Here is a 17,110-nt window from a genome sequence, read left to right as displayed (position 1 = left end):
CGGCCGCGAACGAATGGCGAACGGACCGCGAACCGATCGCGAAGTCTGGATCAGTCCAGATAGCCGAACTGGCGCATCACCTTGCGCAGCCTGAGCTCGAGCTCCTTCTTGCCCTGGCTGATGTAGAGCTGCAGCGCCCGCTCGTAGTGCTCCCGCGCGGCGTCGAAGTCCTCGAAAGCGTGATGGCCGGCCGCGATGGTGCGGCTGGTCATCGCCAGCAACCAGTCGCTGCCCAGCTCGACGGCGATGTCGCGGGCCTGCTCCTGAAGCCGCAGCGCGGCGCTCACCCCCAGCTTGAACTCCGCCAGCCCCGCATTGTTGAGGCATACCGCTTCGGTCACCCGATCGCCCACCAGCCGGCTCAGCTCCACGCCGGCCCGGGCTGCCTCCAGTACCCCCGGATAGTCCTGCCGCCGGAACGCGGCCAAGGTCATCTGTTCGAGCACTTCCAGCAAACCTGGATTGTCGCCGGTCTGCTGGGCCAGGGCACGAGCCTGGTCGAGCCGGGCCTGGGCGGCGTCGTGTTCGCCGAGTTCGGCCAGGGACTTGCCGATCAGGCTGAGCATGACGATGCGGCGATGCGAGCTCGGCGCCAGCTGCAGGGCCAGCTCGTACACCTCGGCGGCACGGCGAAACTCGCCACGGTGGATGTGGGCGTTGGCCCTCTTCGCCAGCAGGGTGTGCCGCAACGGCGGCTCGGCCAGGGCGATGGCGTCGTCCAGCAGCCGCAGCAGGCCCAGCGTGTGGCCGTGGTGGTCCAGATAGCCGCCGGTGGCGAAGACCTCGATGATGGCCAGGAACGACGACGGGTCCGCCGATTGCGCCTCCGCCGCGGCGCCCAGCAGGTTGTCCAGATCCAGCGCCAGCAGTCGATGGTCTTGGGCATGGATGGTGGCGAACTCGGTCACGGCCTTGATGCTCGGCTCACCACCGAGCATCCGCGCGTAGCTGAAGGTCAGCTCGTGCACCTCGTAAACCTGGGAACGCTTGACCAGGCTCAGGTCCATGAGGCGGTGCAGCGCCTGGCGGGTGCGCACCAGGTCGGACCCGAGATAGACGGCCAGCAGCTCGGCGGTCGCGGCCCCGCTGTGCAGGGCGCCGAAGGCCTGTAGGACCGCCCGGGCGTCGCGGTCCGACGGCGCGGCACCCAGCGCGGCGAAGGACCGGTCGAGCAGGCGGGTGATCCCCTCCCGGTCGGGGGCGGCGAACGAACCGGGCATCACCAGCTCGTGCGGTGCCACCTGCCGGCGCAACTCGGCCGGGGTGAGCTGGTAGAGCCGCAGATGGCAACCGGCGATCTCGATGGCGTAGGGGTGGTGCCCCAGATCCGCGCACAGCTCCTGTGCCTCGTCGGCCCAGGCCCGGCCGGCGTGCAAAGTCAGCAGGGTCAACGCATCGGCCGGGGCTAGCTCGGCGACCTCGATCGCGTCGGCGAGGCCGAGCTTGAGGCGGGAGGTGACGATCGCTCCCACCCCGGCCGGCAACGCGCGCAAGAGGGTGTAGGCGAGCAGGGGTTCCCATACGTCGTCCAGAACGACGAAGGCGACGCCGAGCCGCAGGATCATCGCCTGCAGCGCGGTGAGCCGGGCATCGCCCGTGGTGGCGGCGATTGCGTCCCGCTCGGCGGTCGAGGCCAGCGAGCGCACCAGCGCGTCGACCGCACCCTCCACATCGGACTGTCCAGGTCGCAGCCACAGGTAGGACTCGCCCGCGTCGGCAAGACGATCGGCGACCGTGGCGGCCAGCGCGGTCTTGCCCGCGCCGCCCATGCCGTGCAGCAGGAAGCGACGCCGTTGCGCCAGCATCCGCTCCAGCTCGACCACCAGATGATCGCGGCCGATCAGACGCTCCGGCCGGTTCAGCGTGTTGACCGAGGAGTCGAACAGGATCACCTCGAGCCGCGCCATGGGCTCCACCGGCAGGGCCTCGCCTGCCCGGCTGCGGTGCTGCGCCGGTCCGCCGTCCCATACCGCGGCGGCGGCGCGCCGCAGGACCTCGGCATGGGCGACGTCGCCGCCGAGATGTTCGACGATCAACTCAAGGTTGCCTCGGCTGATCCGGCGGGTCGCCGTGAAGAAGCCGGAAAGGGTACTTGGGGCCAGGGCGACGGCCCGGCCGATCTCGGTGAGGGAGGGCCGCCCCGCGTTGCGGTGCAACTCGTCCAGGTAGGACAGCATGACGCGGACCGGACCGTCAGAAGGCCATTTCGCCCTGCTGAATGCCGCCACGACCCCACCGCCCCTTCATCCAGCACCTTAGATGACACCCGGGTCCGCACGCAGCTGTGCCCACAGCCAGATGTCCTTACGCCGGTGGGTTCGCCGATACCGCCGAATTCCGCGATGTCGTTTACTGGCTGCGACTGTGCCAGCGAAACGCCCATGTCAGGCTCGATGAGGAGGCTCGATGGTGCTCAAAGTGGACGTTCCCTCCGATCTGGTTGCCGGCGACGTCGATGAGGGCTACGGCGCGGTCGCCGACGCGTTCCGGCGCAACTTCGCCCAGCGCGGGGAGATCGGGGCGGCCTGCGCCGTCTATCGCGACGGCCGCAAGGTGGTCGACCTGTGGGGCGGCTATCGCGACGGGATCGCCCGCGCGCCTTGGCGTTCCGACACCATGGTGAACGTCTTCTCCACCACCAAGGGCGTCGCCTCCCTCGCCCTGGCCCTGGCTCACTCGCGCGGCCTGCTCGACTACGACCAGCCGGTGGCGGCTTACTGGCCACAGTTCGCGCAGGCGGGCAAGGCCGACGTGACGGTAAGGCAGCTGCTGTCCCATCAGGCCGGGCTGTGCGCCATCGACCAGCCGCTCAGCCTGGCCGACCTGGCCGACCTCGATGTGGTCGCGCAGGCCCTAGCCGCCCAGCGACCGGCTTGGGCGCCGGGGAAACGGCACGGTTATCACGCGATTTCCCTTGGCTGGTACGAGGGCGAGCTGTTGCGCCGGGTGGACCCGAAGTCACGCAGCCTGGGCCGGTTCTTCGCCGAGGAGATCGCCGGTCCCCTCGGGCTGCACTTCCACATCGGACTGCCCGACGACACCGACCCGCAGCGGCTGGCGCGCATCCACGGGTTCAAACCGGCGGAGATGCTGGGGCATCTCAACGCCATGCCGTGGCGGTTCGTCGCGGGTTTTCTCAACCCACGCAGCATCACCGCCCGCAGCTTCGCCAATCCGAAGGTGCTGGCCGAGGCGGACAACTACAACCTGGCCCAGGTACGACGGCTCGAGCTGCCCGCCGCCAACGGCACCGGCGAGGCGCGTGCCGTGGCTCAGCTCTACGGCGCGGTGGCCAGTGAGGAGTCCAAACTGGGCCTGGCCATGTCCACTTTGGCGGCATTGACGCGGCCTGCCCGCCCACCCAGCGGAGGCCTGCGCGACATGGTGCTGGGGGTCGACTCAGTCTTCTCACTCGGCTACATCAAACCCTTCCCCCGCTTCCGGTTCGGCGGTTCGGAGGAGCGGGCGTTCGGCACCCCCGGCGCGGGCGGCTCGTTCGGCTTCGCCGATCCACAGACCGGGATCGGATTCGCCTACACCATGAACCGCATGGGCTTCCACCTGTGGGACGACCCCCGCGAGCTCGCCTTGCGCGACGCGCTCTACCGAACCGTGCTGGGGGAACGCTCGCAGCGCCCGAGCTGATCGGGGTTGCGCTCTAAAGCTAACGGTATTAGCTTTAGAGCTATGGAGCTTAACCACGATGCCTAGGGCCGGCCTGAACGAGGAGGCGGTGGTCACCGCCGCGCTCGCGGTGGTCGACCGCGATGGGGCGGCCGCACTCACCCTCGCCTCGGTGGCCGCGCTGGTCGGGGTGGCCACCCCGTCGCTCTACAAACATGTGGGCGGGCTGGCCGAGCTGCGCTCGCTGGTGGCCAACCGGGTGCTGCGGGAGATGGCCGACGTGGCCACCGCCGCGGTGCTGGGGCGCAGCGGCGACGATGCGGTGACCGTCCTGATGCGACAGTTGCGCCATTACGCGGTCGAGCATCCCGCGCGCTATGCGGCGATGCCGGCCGATCCACAGCACGATCCCGCGCTGGCCAACGCGTCAGGCGCACTGATTGGCGTCTTCGCGGCCACGCTGCGGCACTACGCGCTCGAAGGGTCGGCTGCCATCCATGCCATCCGATGCCTGCGGGTGATCGTGCATGGCTTCTCGTCCATCGAGTCCAGTGCCGGCTTCGGCATGGCCGAATCCCCTGACGACACCTTCTCCCACCTCATCGAGATGTATCTGTCCTACCTACATAACGCACAGGAGCAGTGAGATGTCCACTCTTCGTCCTCGCTTCGCGGCCGCGGCACTCGCTTTGGCCGGTCTGCTTTTTCTGTTGTACCCGGCAGTGCGGCCATGGCACGACGAGACCACCGCCGCCGGCGCCGCGGCATCGATGGGTTCCTCCGCCTGGGTCGCGGCGCATTTCTTCGCCATCATCGGATTCATTCTGGTACCCATAGGATTGCTCTGCCTCAGGACTATCACTCCGGCGATCGTCTTCTGGATCGGCAGCGGACTCGTCCTGCCCTATTACGGCGCGGAAGATTTCGGGCTGCACGCTATCGCCACGGGTAAGGGGGATCTGCTCGCCACGGTCGACGCCGTGCGCTACCAGCCGGTCGCGATCACGATCTTCGGTGTCGGGCTCCTTCTCATCGCCGCCGGCGCCATCCTCACCGCTGTCGCCTGGTGGAACGAGGGCGGGCTCGCCCGATGGGGATCGCTGATATTCGCGATAGCCTTCGCCACCTATCTGCCTCAGTTCTTCACCCCGGCGCCGGTGCGGATCGCCCACGGCGTGCTTGCCGCCGTGGGCTGTCTGGCCGTCGCTGCCAACCTGTGGCGGCAAGCCCGCATCTAACTTCGCTACTTGCACTTCCAGATGACGGCTCGCTGTAGCCCGTCGTAGCTCTTGTCGTCGTTGTGGCCGACGATGGTCAACCCGTCGTCGCTGATCGCCTCGCCCCAGTTCATTCCGTACTCCGGCTTGGCATAGAGGGCGGTCAGCGGAACGGTGTTGACACCGTCGGTCATGACCGCGTCCTGGTGGGTGTTCATCCCGACGATCCAGCCGAAGCGGCTCACGTCGTTGCTCCACTCGAGACCGTCGAGCACCATCACTTTCCCGGTGACCAGGTCCCACCGCACCCCGGCCGAACGCTTCTGGGCCAAGGTGACGTAGCCGGTGACCCAGCCGTTGCTGATGCTGCGGGCATCGAAATCCGTCGCATATTGACCTTCCCAGACCGGTGTCGGCAGCGCTTGAGCGGTGCCATCGGGGTACCAGACGTAGGCGATGCGGCCGTTGTTGGGCAGGAATCGCACGATGTTGCCGACGATGGTGCCGTCCTCGTCGATGTCGTTGGCCATGGCGCGCAGGGTGCCCTCCGGCACCGCGAGCCGAACCGGATCGCTGGCGGCAGAGGGCCAGGTGACCGCCGTCCGGGTCCTTCCCTCATCGAGGAAACCGGAGATCGCGCCGCGCTCGTTGATGCCGGACGCTTCGGCGCTGCCGCCGCGCAGCTTGGTCAGCACACCGCCCACATAGGCCTGGGCCTGTGGGCCGTCCGACCGATAGCTGAAGCCCACGGCGTCACCTTTGCTGGTGGCGTCCTGGAGCATGTCGTCGTCACCGCCCATCGAAATTTGGGTGGGGTGCCCGTCACGCCAGATCACCGGATTCTGGTCGTCGTCGTAGATGCGCCCGGTCGCGTAGAGGCCCGACGGGTCCACGTTGGTGACATAGCTTTGGATCCCGTTGCCGCCCGGGACGGCGAGCTTGCGCGGGGTGCACGAGGCCGGCAGCGCCCGCGTGCCGGAACGATCGTAGGGCCGGGTCTGAAAGCCCGCCTTCGCGGTCGGTGTGGCGCTGGCCGGCGCCGACGGCGCGGCGGACGCCAGGCCGACCGGTTTACGATCGATCGATTGCAGGGCAAAGGGAATCGCCATCACGGCCACCGCGCTGACACCGGCCGTGGCCGCCACCACCCGCATGCGGCGCACGCGCTGCCGGTGCTTGCCTTCCGCGATGGCCCTGCCAATGTCCACTGTGGACGCGATGCCGGGCTGATCGGCCACCGTGTTCAGCAGCCGCCGGTATTCCTCGTTCTCGTCTTGCATCGCTAGCTCCTCACAGCAACACTTCTCGGCGACGGCGCACCGTCGGACACCCCACCGACGTGGCGGCGCAACGTGACCAGCCCGGCCGAGGTTTGGCTCTTGACGGTGCCTTCGGAACAGCCGAGGATCTCGGCGACCTCGTCCACCGGCAGATCGCACATGAAACGCAGCACGACGACAGCGCGCTGGCGCGCCGGCATCTGTCCCAACAGCGCCCGCACCACCATCCGGTCCTCGACCGAGTCGGCCTGCGGGCTGACCATCTCCGGCGATTCGGCGGCCAGCCTCACCCGCCGCATCCAGCCGACCCGCTGCGAATCAAGGAACTCGCGAACCAGGATGGAACGCAGGTACCGATCGAGGTGGTCGATGGCATGACGCCTGTGCCAGCGGGTGTAGAGCTTGGTGATCGCCTCCTGCACCAGGTCGTCGGCCCGGTGTGAGTCCTGGCAGAGCACGATGGCCAGCCTTCGCAGCTGACCGAGCTGCGTGGTTATGTACTCGGTGTATAGGCGGTCGCTCTCATCTATCGCTTCCGATCTCATAACACCCCCGGGGTCGTCTTCCCATGGACGTATCCGGCCCCTCGCGAGGTTGTGCCACCAGCAAAGAATCTTGTCCCTGAATGCCTCAGCCCAACACGACGGAGAACGGCATCTCGGTCTGCTGCGACTGCTCATAGGTGTAGGGTGCCAGCTGCCCGATCTCGACGCTGTAGGGCTGCTGCCATTCGAACTGCGGCTTGGGATTGAGCTCGGCGGGAAGCGTTTCGGCGACGAAGTCGAATTCCATCTTCACGTTCGCGCCCGCCGGCAGCTCGGGCGCCGCGCAGATCACCTGGAACGACACCGGAGTGGAGTAGTCCTCACGAAAGCACGACGACCACGTGGCGCCGGCCGGCTTGAGCCAATTGCCGTTGAGCCGCATGCGAAGTTCCGCCCTCGCGACATAGAGGCTGCCGCGATTGGCCACTGTCACGATGAGGTGGCCGGCGTAATGACCGCCCGCCGCGGGGCGCAGCGTCAAGTCGGTCGCGTCGACCCACAGCACCGCGTGTTCGGGGTTCTGCTCGAACGAGGTCGGTCCGGCTATCTGACGCGCGACTCCCCCGACGAGCCGATAGGTGCGGGCCTGGACCGGCACGTACTGCTGACCCGTGTCGGTGTATTCCTTGCTCAGCTCCACCTCAACGCCGCCGTCCGCGGCCACGACCTGGTAGATGGCGCCGAATCCGTCCCGGGTGCCGACGATGCGGCCCAGGGTCACCGGCCGGCCGTTGCTGTCCCGGCGGAAGGCAATGACCTCCGAGCCCGGCGACTCCGGTCCCTCGCTGCACCTCACGATGGCGACCAGGTCCGCGTCGCCGTCGGCGTCCACATCGGTCTCGGTGTACTGGTCCACCCAAACCGGAAGAAGGGAGCCGCCTTCCGTGGTGCCACCGTCGTTCAGGTGGACCTGCCCCGACGGGCACTGCGACCCACGCGCGCCCGCCCACGCCGGCACCGCGATCGTGACATTGCGGAAAGGACCGAGGTCACGAAGGTCAAGTTCGGCGGGGCGGGCCGGCAGCACCGTCGGCGATGGTGCAGGCGTGGGGGATGGGGTGGGCCCGATCGGCGGGACGTTTTCGTCCGGCCCGAGGCCGAAAAGGGTGACCAGCCCGGTCACCACGGCCGCCAGCACCACGACCACGGCGACCGTGGCCCGGCGCGCCGCCAGCCGCCGCGATTGCGAGACCGCACCGTCACGCAGGTCGACCGGGCGAACCTCGTCGACCGTACCCGCATAAAAATCTCTAAGTTCGGGAGCGAGCACCCGCAGCTTGGCCAAGGCCTTGGCGGTCTGGCTTTTCACCGTGCCCACGGTCACGCCCAGCACGTTGGCGGTCTGCGCCTCGGTGAGATCGTCGAAGAAGCGCAGCACGAGCACAGCTCGCTGGCGGGCCGGCAGCCTCAGCAGCACCGAGCGCAGGGTGACCTGCAGCGCGGTCGACTCCGCCAGGTCGAGGTCGGCGGCCCGCGCCGGAAGGTGCTCGGTCAGCGTCTCCGCCACCCGCCGCCGACGCCACCAGGAAACCTGCAGGTGATACATGGTCTTGCGGGTGTAGGCGTCGGCCGCCGCCGTTGCGTGCAGGTTGGACCAGGCCCGGTGGGTGCGGGCCAGCGCCGCCTGGACCAGGTCCTCCGCAAGATGCTGATCGCCGGTCAGGAAGTAGGCCGACCGCAACAGCGGCGCCGTCCTGGCCCGGACGAACGAGTCGAACTCTGCGGACATGTGGGTCACGGTAGATGCCACCATGCACACCAGGACGCGACCCGGTTCGCCAATGGTTGCCCGGGCTATCCGAACACGGCCAGCGATGGGCCGCGCTGCTGCTGAGCCTGCTTGGCCGCGGCCTCGGTGTCGCGCAGCACGCGCACGGCGTTGTGCCAGGTGAGCTTCGCCAGATCGGCATCGGGCCAGCCGCGGGAGGCCAGCTCCTCCACCAGAAGCGGGTAGCCGTCCACCCCCTCGAGCCCGTCGGGCAGCGCGACCACACCGTCATAGTCGCCACCCAGCCCGACGTGGTCGACACCCGCCACTGCCCGGACGTGCTCCACGTGATCTGCCACGTCAGCGATGGTGCACGGCGGGCGCGGATTGGCGCGAAGCCACGCCGCCTCGGCCGCGCGAAGCTCCGCCGACTCCGCGCCCAGCTGTGCGGCCAGCGCCTTCGACTCGGCAAGCAGCGCGTCTATCCACACGCGACATTCCTCGTTGAGGAAGCCGGGGACGAAAGTCACCATGACGATCCCGTTGCTGTCGCGCACCCGCAGCAGCACATCGTCGGGAACGTTGCGCTCATGCCCGCACAGGGCTCGGGCCGACGAATGCGAGAAGAACGCGGGCGCGGTCGAGATGTCCAGAGTGGCGTTCATTGTGCTGTCGGCGACATGGGACAGATCGGCCATCACGCCCAGCCGGTTGCACTCCCTGACCACCTCGCGGCCGAAGTCGGAGAGCCCACCGACCCCGGGCACATCGGTCGCGCTATCGGCCCACGGGGTGTTCTGGAAATGGGTGAGCGTGAGATAGCGGACGCCGAGCGCGTGCATCGTGCGCAGTGTGCCCAGGGAGCAGGCGATCGAGTGGCCACCCTCGACACCGATGAGGCAGGCCAGCTTTCCTTTGGCACGAGCGTTTTCCATGTCGTCGGCGCAGGTGGCCGTGACCAGATCTGCCGGGTAATGCTCGGCCATCCGGTGGATCGCGTCGATCTGCTCAAGCGTGGCGGTCACCGCCGTGTCGCCAGGAAGCGTCGGGGGCACGAACGCCGACCAGAACTGCGCGCCAACCGCACCTTTGCGCAGCCGGGGCAGATCGGTGTGCAGGCCGTCGGCAGCGGTGTCGCGGTCGATGGTGTCGAAGCCCCGCTGCCCGCGGATCCGCAGGGCCCACGGAAGATCGTTGTGTCCGTCCACGACGGGCGCCTCACGCAGCACCGCCGCCACCCTAGGGCTGATCATCTGCTCACCGTACCAACGCGCCTGGCGATCGCCGTGCGCGCGGCATCGGTCAACGCCAGCGTGAGCAGCTCCTGGACGGCTTCGGCGGCCAGCCGCTGGAAGCGGGCGATGACCTCGGCCTGGGCCGCGAGCTCATCGGGCGACGGGACGCCGTCGGGCAGCACGTGCTGCTCGAAGAGATCGACGAACCGGTCCGCGATGCGCCGGGTGTCGGCGGCGAGGGCTTCGTATTGGTCCAAAGCCACCTCGGCCGGCACCCCATGGGACGCCAATTCCTTACCCACCTTGAGAAAGCGGGCACTTGCCGAGCGCATCGCGCCGGTGGAGCCGTCGATTTCGAGCAGCCCGAGCGCCATGGCCCGCTTGGCGAGGGCCGGGTCCAGCTCGGCGCCGGCGGGAAAGATGGCGGCGAGGTCCTCCGCCGTGATCTCGGCCGGCTCGCCCAGCCGGATCAGACCGAGCACGTCGGCCAGGTTGGCCCCGTGGTCCCAGCCGTCGACCAGGTCCTTGATGGCCGCCAGCGAGTAACCACGGTCCTGCAGGCGCGAGATCATCCGAAGCCGGCTCAGGTGCGACTCGTCGTAGAAGCCGACCCGGCCTTGCAGAACCGGACCGGGCAGCAGCCCGCGCGTCTGGTACATCCGGATGGTCGAGGTCTTGGTGCCGGCCCGCTGCGCCAGCTCGTCAATGGTCAGCTCCACCACGGGTCCATCCTATGCGATCTAGCGCACAAGCATTTGACTAGTAAATACCTCACTAGTAAATGTTAGAGCATGCTGATCGGTTCGCTCGTCTGCTGCGCCGCGATCTACGCCTTCGCCAAGCTGGTCGGCCTCTGGCGCGGCCCGCTGCCCACCGGCCTCGGGCTGCTCGCCTACAGCACCATCTGGCCCGGCGTCGCCACCCGGCCCTTCGCCCAGCGCCGGCCGGCCAATCGCACCGCGGCTTTTTCCTTGATGGCTCAGGGAACGGCGGTGATGGCCGGAGCGGTGACTTGCTGGATCATGTTGTGGCACAGCGATATCGGGCCGTTCGCGCGGGGCTGGCTCGGGATCGCGGTCATCCTCTGCACCTTCCACCTCGGTCTTTCCGATGTGGTCACCGGCGGGCTGCGGCTGAACGGGTTCGCCGTCCGCCGGCTCTTCGACGCGCCGTTGCGCAGCCGGAGCCTGCGCGAATTCTGGAGCCTGCGCTGGAACCACGCCTTCGTCCAGATGAACCAGGTCGTCTTCATGCCCGCGCTGCGCCGCCGCTTCGGACGGCACGCGGCGGTGGCCGCCTTCCTCCTGTCCGGCCTGCTGCACGAACTAGCCATCAGCTTCCCGGTCGGCGCCGGTTACGGCACCCCCACGCTCTACTTCGCCCTGCACGCGGCCGCCACCAATGCCGAGGGACGCCTGAAGGTGTTGCGCTGGCACCCCTGGGCCCGTCGCCTGTGGACCTGGGCGTGGCTGTTGCTTCCGCTGCCCCTGCTTTTTCACCGGGCGTTTCGCGACGCGCTGGTGCTACCCCTAGTTGGAGGAACCCGATGACCACCCTCATCAGCCTCGCGCTGTGGCTCGCCGCAGCGGGTCAGGCCATGCTTCTCGTGGTCAGCTTCCAGGTACCGGCAAAACTTCAATGGCGCACCCAATTGGCGCGACTGGACGCGGCCAACCGCAAACTCTATGTCGTCTCTGCCGGATACATCGTCTTCACCTATCTGGCTTTCGCCGTGCTGACAGCCACCTTGCACGACCGGTTCGTCCGGGGCGAGGCCACGGCGATCGGTTTGTCTGTCTTCATTGGACTTTACTGGCTGATCCGGGTCGCCGTCGTCGATCGTATCTTCGGCAACGATCCATGGCCGGCCGGCCGTCGCTTCGTAGTGGCGCGAATAGTCCTCGAGTCGGCCTTCGCGGCTCTGGCCATCACCTACCTCGGCACCGCGATCTGGCACCTGACAAGGTGACCACCCACACACTTGCCGGGGCGGAATCGAAGATGATCGTCGAGATAGGATGGTCGCAGAGCATGGTGACCGAGGGGGACGGACCGTGAACTTCGCCTTGCGGCAGTGTCCATTTTGGAGCACACAACCCTCGGTTTGCCGTGCCCCAAGGAAAACACCAGTAAGGCACGAAAGGAAAGCGCATGCAAAAGCACCGTTTTCTCCGGAGGATCGGCTTGCGGGTGTTGGTGGCCGGCTCGCTGATCCTGCCCGTCACCATGGCCAGCGGCACTGCGCACGCCGGCAGCACCGACGGCCTCTCCGGCTTGTACGGCTCCACTTTCGTTGACGGGGCAGGTGTGCTCACCGACGATTGGGGCGACCACTTCAGCGAGCTGGGCAACGCCCTGTGCAACGGCTGCGGTGACTCGATGAACAGTGACCTTGTCGTCATGTGGCAGGGCCTCCTGTACACCGAGGGATTCCTCACCGACGAGGGCGTGGACGGCGATTTCGGCCCCAACACCGCCAACGCCACCAAGGCGTGGCAGACCAGATACGGCCTCACCGCCGACGGCCGGGTGGGCGCAAGCACCTGGGCGAGGGCCGACGACAAGCTGTACTGGGTGCACGGCACCAGGACCTGGTGGATCGAGTACTACAGCACGGCAACGGGACGGACCATGGTGTTCCACCGAGGTGACTACGACGTCCAGGACGGTGGCGCCTATTCCTTGTACTCGGTGGAATTCCCCAGCGGTGGGGAGTGGGCGTTCTTCCCGCAGTGGAGCAAGGTCGGGTTCAGCGGGAACAAGTTATCCATTTCGCCAGTCCCCTGTCTGGACTGCTGAGCCGCTGACGCGGGGCTGGTCGGCCAGGGCCAGCCCCGCCAAAGCGATCCGGGCCTGTTCGGCGGCGGGCGGATCGAGCTCGGTGAGGATCGCCAGCGCCCGCCGCCAGGAGGCACGAGCCTGCCGCAGGGCTCCCGCGGCCTGCTGAGCTTCGGCCAGATGGGCGAGCACGAGCCCCTCCAGATGACGGTCGCCGATTTCGCCGTAGAGGTCGACAGCGTGCTGAAAACACCGCACCGCCTCGGTGTGGTGGCCCAATTTGTGGTGGGCGTAACCGAGACTGTCCCAGATCGGCGCCCGATCGCTGGCCATCTCCTGTTCGGCCAGCGCCGCCTTGCAGTGCGCCAGCGCTTGGGCGTGGTCGCCGAGCAGGGTGTGATACCAGCCGACCGCGTTGCGGGCCCGGCCCTGACCGACCCTGTCGTCGTCCTCCGTGAACAGATCCAGTGCCGTTTGCGCGTGTTCGAGAGCTTTGCCGTGCTCGCTTTGGCGTTCCCACACCAGCGCGGCGTTGAGGTGGGTGTTGGCTTGGCCGTTGCGGTCTCCGACCCGCCGGTAGAGGTCGAGCGCGTGCTGCAACTGGGCGCGCGCGTCCTCCAGGCGGCCTATCCGGGTGTAGGCGCGCGCGAGCATCCGGTAGGCGTCAGCCTGTACGCCGGGACCGGCGGCCCGGCCCGCCGCGGCGATAGCGACCTCCGAGGCGGCGGCCAGATCGGCCCAATAGCCCTGCCGATCCAGATGGGTCCACAGTGTCCACGCCAGCTGCCAGGTCTCGGTGTCCTGCCGCGCCGCGACGGTCTGGTCGACGATGGCGAGCAGAACGCTGTGCTCACCGGCAAACCAGGCCAGCGCCTCCTGGCCGTCGGGGAACGCCTCGGCGGTGACGCCGGGTGGCAACGGCTCCAGCTCGATGGTGCCGCGGGCCGGATTCAGCAGGCGCTCCGCCGCATGGGCGGTGTGCACGTAGTGGGCCAGCATCCTCCGGCCTGCAGCCCGTCTGCGCGGCGCCGACTCGGTCCGCTCGACCAGCTCCGCGGCATAGGCGCGAACGAGATCGTGCAGCGCGTACCGGCCCGGGATCGGGGTGAGCAGCAGGCTGGCCGACACCAGCTCGGTCAAAGCCGCCCGGGTCTGCGGCAGCGGCTGCCCGGCCAGGCTCGCCGCCGCGGCGGCCGAAATGTCCGGGCCCGGATGCGTGCCCAGCAACCGGAACAGCCGGGCGCTCAGCTCGCCCAATGCCAGATAGGACCAGGAGAAGACCTCGCGCAGATCGATGCCGGAGTCGCCCACGGCGAGGGCGTCGAGGCGGCCACCGGCCTTACGCAACTCCTTGGCATAGGCCTGAAGCGGATGGCCGCCACCGATGACCGCCCGCGCCGCGAAGATCGCCAGGGCCAGGGGCAGCCCGGCACACCTTTGCACGATTTCCGCCACCGCCTCGGGCTCGGCTGCGGCCCGGTCTGCGCCGAGCCGTCGTACCAGAAGATCATGTGCCTCCGCCGGGGCGAGCGGATTGAGCGACACCGGCAGCGCCCCCTCCGCGGCCACCAGACCGGCCAGCTGGTTGCGGCTGGTGACCACGGCCAGACACGAGCGCATGCCCGGCAGCAGCGGCCGCACCTGCGCCACGTCGACGGCATTGTCAAGCACGACAAGCACCCGCCGCCCGGCCAGCTTGCTTCGATAGAGCGCCGCGAGCGCGTCCAGGTCAGCCGGGATCTGTCCACCCGCGACCCCGAGAGCGTCGAGGAAACGCCGCAGCGCCTCGGCCGGGTCCATCGGCGCGCCGGTGGGATGGAACCCACGCAGGTTCACATACAGCTGTCCATCGGGGAACTGCGACGCCACCCGGTGCGCCCAATGCACCGCGAGGCTGGTCTTGCCCATCCCGGCGGCCCCGGACACCACCACCACCGGGGCCGTTTGCTCGCCGGCGTCCAGCAAACCGTCCAACAGGGCCAGTTCGGCCGCCCGCCCGGCAAACACCGGCACCTCCCCGATCAGCTGGGCAGGTGTCACCGGTTCCGGCACTCCGGCGATGACAAGCGGTGCAGCCTCTGCTTCCACGGTGGGCAGCGAAGGTGGGGCATCTTGCAACAAATCATTGTGTACGGCCGCCAGCTCCGGCCCCGGATCGACACCCAGATCGTCGGCGAGCAGTCGGCGCACCGCGTGGTAGGTGGCAAACGCCCGATCGCGCCGCCCCAGGCCGCGATAGGCCAGCATCAGCCGTGCCTGCGCCACCTCGTCCAGCGGCCGCGCCGCAGCCTCCTCCTCCAGCGCCGCGACGACGTCCGCCGCCCTTCCCGCCGCGATCATCAGGTCGCCGTACCGGCCGAGTGCGGACTGCCGCTCCTGCACCAACGCGACCAGCTTGGGATGCCCGGCCAAGGCGGGGACATCGGTGAGCGGAGGGCCCTGCCACCGGGCCAGGGCGCGTTCCAGCACGGTGATCGCCTCGTGCAGCCGGCCCTCGCGGCGCAGCGTCGCGGCGGCGGCGACCTCGACGCGGAACTCCACCACGTCCACCGTGCAGGCGGGCATGTGCAGGGCATACCCCTCGCCGACCCGGCGCACCACGACGGCCTCCGCGCCCGCGGGCCGCTCCGGCTCGAGCAGCCGGCGCAGATGCTTGACGTGGGTGTGCAGGACGTTCACCGCGCTCGGTGGGGGCGGCCGTCCGTACCAGACACCGGCCACCAGCTCGGCGCGCGGCAACGGCTGCCCGCCAGCCAGCGCAAGGAGACCCAGCATCGCGCGCCGGGATGCCGGCCCGAGCGCGACCGGGTCATTGCCCCGCCACGCACAGACCTCGCCGAGCACCTGGACCCGCAACATCCAGCCACCGCCATGAGCCGTGCGGGTGTCACCGCCCCGGCGCACCCATCGCCACATATTAGATGATTGATGTCTGAAATGCTCAAGTGCTTGCGCCCACGTTGGCAAGACAGGCTGGCATCGCGCCATCCCATACGGCATGCTCGATACGTTCTTCAAGGCCCCGACCATCATGGGGAAGTTGAGAAGGCCGGAGGCAAGCCGTGGCGGACACCGCAGTAAGGCAACGCATCGCTGAGCTCGTGCATCAGGCCACCGATGGCCGGGTGTCACCGGCCGACGCGCTGATGGCCGGCGCTTCGCTGAGCGCGCTGGGCGTGGACTCCCTCGGCCTGCTGCGGCTGATCGACGCGGTCGAGCTGGAATACGATGTGGAGATCGATTTGGCGGGACATGGGCCGCGCCTGGACACGATGGACGATCTGCTCGCCCACCTGGCGCAGGGCGGTGCCCGGTGACCGCCCCGGTGACCCGCCGCCCGGCGGACCTGGCCGAGCTGCCGCTGTCGGCTTTGCAGCAACGGATCTGGTACCTGTGCACCGCTTACAGCGGCGACGCCTCGCCCCAGGTCTTCGTGATCTGGCGCTTGCGGGGTCCACTGAAGACCCAGGGCTGGTGCGACGCGGTCGGCGCGGTGGTCGACCGGCACGAGAGCTTCCGCACCACCTTCGTCCTACGCGACGGCCAGCCGGTACAGGTGATCAAACCGCCCGGCGGCGGGCTGGAGACCGAGCTCATCGACCTGACCGGGCTGCCCGAGCCGGAACGGGAGGAGCAGGCCCAGCAAATAGTGGCCAAACGCACCCACGCCCTGCTCGACCTGGTCGGCGGCCCGCTGGTGCGCTCCTGCCTGATCCGGCTCGGCGAGGAGCATCACGTGTGGTGCTTCACCGAGCACCATGTGCTGGCCGACGGTGCCTCGCAACGAATCCTGGCCCAGGACATGCGGGCCGCCTATCAGTCCTTTGTGGACGATGTCCCGCTCGACCTGCCCGAGTTGAAGGTGCAGTACGGCGACTTCGCGCTGTGGCAGCAGACCGTCCAACAGCCGTCCGAGGAAGCCGACCTGGATTACTGGCGTGAGCAGCTGGCCGACGTGCCGCTGCTGGACCTGCCCACCGACCGCCCCCGGCCGGCCGAGAAAGTCGCCGGCAGCGGGGAGCTGTTCCACTCGGCCGGCGGCGAGCTGCCGCAGCGGATCGCCGAGCTGGCCCGGGCCCGCCGATGCACGCCGTTCATGGTGCTGCTTGCCGCTATGCAGGCACTGCTGGCCTCGGAAACCGGGCAGGAGGACATCTGCGTCGGCTCGGCGGTCGCCGGCCGCACGGTGGTCGACCTGGAGCCGGTCGTAGGTTTGTTCGCCAATACGGTGGCGCTGCGCGGCGATCTGTCGGGCGACCCGACCTTCGCCGAGCTGCTGCTGCGCACCCGCAAAGCGGTGATCGCGGCCCTTCGCCGGCAGAACGTGCCGTTCAGCCGGGTGGTGGACGCGCTGAACCTGCCCCGGATAGCCAACCGGACCCAGCTGTTCCAAGTCATCTTCAGCATGCGCCCCAACAGCGGGGGCAAGGACAAGGAGGACCTGGCCGGGCTGCAGGTCGAGGACTTCCCGCATCCGCACGCCAAGACCCTGCACGACCTCGTCATCGACGTGTGGCGGCTGGATGAGCACGAGCTCAGCGTCGGCTTCCGCTACGACGACACGCTTTTCGACGCCAACCGGGTGGCCGCCCTGGCCCAGCGCTATGAGCAGCTGCTGACCGCGGTCGTCGACCGCCCCGAGGCCCACCTCTCCGAGCTGACCTCCCAGACCCATCCCGCCGGCTGAGCCAGTCGTTGGGAGGTAACGGCTTTGGTGGGTAGG

The 17,110-nt window shown here is 68.6% G+C and carries 14 protein-coding genes and 1 pseudogene; 8 read left to right on the top strand and 7 right to left on the bottom strand.

Annotation, left to right across the window (positions count from 1 at the left end; genetic code table 11):
• Positions 1–50: 50 nt before the first annotated feature.
• The gene (locus tag Rhe02_RS45405) at positions 51–2,177 is read right to left on the bottom strand and encodes an NB-ARC domain-containing protein (protein ID WP_203914773.1); all 2,127 of its coding nucleotides are present in this window, start codon (positions 2,175–2,177) and stop codon (positions 51–53) included.
• 229 nt (positions 2,178–2,406) lie between these two features.
• On the opposite strand from Rhe02_RS45405, the gene Rhe02_RS45400 reads away from it, so the two are divergent.
• From Rhe02_RS45400 to Rhe02_RS45390, 3 genes are read left to right on the top strand one after another with little or no spacing between them, the layout of a single operon-like run.
• A complete protein-coding gene (locus Rhe02_RS45400) occupies positions 2,407–3,645 on the top strand; it encodes a serine hydrolase domain-containing protein (protein WP_239124478.1) in 1,239 nt (412 codons plus the stop codon).
• A 58-nt stretch (positions 3,646–3,703) separates the two neighbouring features.
• Entirely contained in the window at positions 3,704–4,270 is a 567-nt protein-coding gene (locus Rhe02_RS45395; protein ID WP_203914772.1) for a TetR/AcrR family transcriptional regulator, read from the top strand.
• A 1-nt stretch (position 4,271) separates the two neighbouring features.
• A complete protein-coding gene (locus Rhe02_RS45390; RefSeq protein WP_203914771.1) occupies positions 4,272–4,862 on the top strand; it encodes a hypothetical protein in 591 nt (196 codons plus the stop codon).
• A gap of 5 nt (positions 4,863–4,867) precedes the next feature.
• On the opposite strand, the gene Rhe02_RS45385 is transcribed toward Rhe02_RS45390, so the two are convergent.
• The 5 genes and pseudogenes from Rhe02_RS45385 to Rhe02_RS45365 form a co-directional block, all read right to left on the bottom strand.
• Complete coding sequence (locus tag Rhe02_RS45385; RefSeq protein WP_203914770.1) at positions 4,868–6,121, bottom strand: hypothetical protein; 1,254 nt, start codon at positions 6,119–6,121, stop codon at positions 4,868–4,870.
• 2 nt (positions 6,122–6,123) lie between these two features.
• Positions 6,124–6,666, bottom strand: coding sequence for a SigE family RNA polymerase sigma factor (locus Rhe02_RS45380; protein ID WP_203914769.1), 543 nt, complete (start codon positions 6,664–6,666; stop codon positions 6,124–6,126).
• A 1,240-nt stretch (positions 6,667–7,906) separates the two neighbouring features.
• Positions 7,907–8,395: pseudogene (locus tag Rhe02_RS50325) on the bottom strand (SigE family RNA polymerase sigma factor); the annotation flags it as partial.
• Between the two features lie 65 nt (positions 8,396–8,460).
• On the bottom strand, positions 8,461–9,627 hold the full coding sequence (locus tag Rhe02_RS45370; protein ID WP_203914767.1) for a dipeptidase: 1,167 nt from the start codon (positions 9,625–9,627) through the stop codon (positions 8,461–8,463).
• On the bottom strand, positions 9,624–10,331 hold the full coding sequence (locus tag Rhe02_RS45365) for a MerR family transcriptional regulator (protein WP_203914766.1): 708 nt from the start codon (positions 10,329–10,331) through the stop codon (positions 9,624–9,626). The genes Rhe02_RS45370 and Rhe02_RS45365 overlap by 4 nt, the downstream gene beginning before the upstream one ends.
• A 69-nt stretch (positions 10,332–10,400) precedes the next feature.
• On the opposite strand from Rhe02_RS45365, the gene Rhe02_RS45360 reads away from it, so the two are divergent.
• The 3 genes from Rhe02_RS45360 (at position 10,401) to Rhe02_RS45350 (ending at position 12,408) form a co-directional block, all read left to right on the top strand.
• A complete protein-coding gene (locus Rhe02_RS45360; RefSeq protein WP_203914765.1) occupies positions 10,401–11,159 on the top strand; it encodes an MBOAT family protein in 759 nt (252 codons plus the stop codon).
• On the top strand, positions 11,156–11,578 hold the full coding sequence (locus Rhe02_RS45355; protein WP_203914764.1) for a hypothetical protein: 423 nt from the start codon (positions 11,156–11,158) through the stop codon (positions 11,576–11,578). The genes Rhe02_RS45360 and Rhe02_RS45355 overlap by 4 nt, the downstream gene beginning before the upstream one ends.
• 182 nt (positions 11,579–11,760) lie before the next feature.
• Positions 11,761–12,408 carry a peptidoglycan-binding domain-containing protein gene (locus Rhe02_RS45350; protein ID WP_203914763.1) on the top strand — a complete coding sequence of 216 codons (648 nt, stop codon included), beginning with the start codon at positions 11,761–11,763 and terminating at the stop codon, positions 12,406–12,408.
• On the opposite strand, the gene Rhe02_RS45345 is transcribed toward Rhe02_RS45350, so the two are convergent.
• Entirely contained in the window at positions 12,373–15,303 is a 2,931-nt protein-coding gene (locus Rhe02_RS45345; RefSeq protein WP_203914762.1) for an AfsR/SARP family transcriptional regulator, read from the bottom strand. The genes Rhe02_RS45350 and Rhe02_RS45345 overlap by 36 nt on opposite strands.
• 146 nt (positions 15,304–15,449) lie before the next feature.
• Here Rhe02_RS45345 and Rhe02_RS45340 point away from each other — a divergent pair, with 146 nt between their 5' ends.
• Both Rhe02_RS45340 and Rhe02_RS45335 read left to right on the top strand, forming a co-directional pair.
• Positions 15,450–15,704, top strand: a complete 255-nt coding sequence (locus tag Rhe02_RS45340; RefSeq protein ID WP_203914761.1) for an acyl carrier protein — start codon at positions 15,450–15,452, stop codon at positions 15,702–15,704.
• Positions 15,701–17,074: a condensation domain-containing protein gene (locus Rhe02_RS45335; RefSeq protein ID WP_203914760.1), complete on the top strand. Its 1,374-nt coding sequence runs from the start codon at positions 15,701–15,703 to the stop codon at positions 17,072–17,074. The genes Rhe02_RS45340 and Rhe02_RS45335 overlap by 4 nt, the downstream gene beginning before the upstream one ends.
• The last annotated feature ends 36 nt before the right edge of the window (positions 17,075–17,110 follow it).

Source organism: Rhizocola hellebori (assembly GCF_016862955.1).
In the GTDB taxonomy this organism is placed as follows: Bacteria; Actinomycetota; Actinomycetes; order Mycobacteriales; family Micromonosporaceae; genus Rhizocola; species Rhizocola hellebori.
The sequence above is the reverse complement of the archived record's forward strand: the minus strand, read 5'-3'. Positions and strand labels throughout refer to the sequence as shown.

Excerpts from the sequence above, each read along its gene's own strand:
- Rhe02_RS45405 (WP_203914773.1), bottom strand. The coding sequence starts at position 2,177 with ATGCTGTCCTACCTGGACGAGTTGCACCGCAACGCGGGGCGGCCCTCC.
- Rhe02_RS45400 (WP_239124478.1), top strand. The coding sequence starts at position 2,407 with ATGGTGCTCAAAGTGGACGTTCCCTCCGATCTGGTTGCCGGCGACGTC.
- Rhe02_RS45395 (WP_203914772.1), top strand. The coding sequence starts at position 3,704 with ATGCCTAGGGCCGGCCTGAACGAGGAGGCGGTGGTCACCGCCGCGCTC.
- Rhe02_RS45390 (WP_203914771.1), top strand. The coding sequence starts at position 4,272 with ATGTCCACTCTTCGTCCTCGCTTCGCGGCCGCGGCACTCGCTTTGGCC.
- Rhe02_RS45385 (WP_203914770.1), bottom strand. The coding sequence starts at position 6,121 with ATGCAAGACGAGAACGAGGAATACCGGCGGCTGCTGAACACGGTGGCC.
- Rhe02_RS45380 (WP_203914769.1), bottom strand. The coding sequence starts at position 6,666 with ATGAGATCGGAAGCGATAGATGAGAGCGACCGCCTATACACCGAGTAC.
- Rhe02_RS45370 (WP_203914767.1), bottom strand. The coding sequence starts at position 9,627 with ATGATCAGCCCTAGGGTGGCGGCGGTGCTGCGTGAGGCGCCCGTCGTG.
- Rhe02_RS45360 (WP_203914765.1), top strand. The coding sequence starts at position 10,401 with ATGCTGATCGGTTCGCTCGTCTGCTGCGCCGCGATCTACGCCTTCGCC.
- Rhe02_RS45355 (WP_203914764.1), top strand. The coding sequence starts at position 11,156 with ATGACCACCCTCATCAGCCTCGCGCTGTGGCTCGCCGCAGCGGGTCAG.
- Rhe02_RS45350 (WP_203914763.1), top strand. The coding sequence starts at position 11,761 with ATGCAAAAGCACCGTTTTCTCCGGAGGATCGGCTTGCGGGTGTTGGTG.
- Rhe02_RS45345 (WP_203914762.1), bottom strand. The coding sequence starts at position 15,303 with ATGTGGCGATGGGTGCGCCGGGGCGGTGACACCCGCACGGCTCATGGC.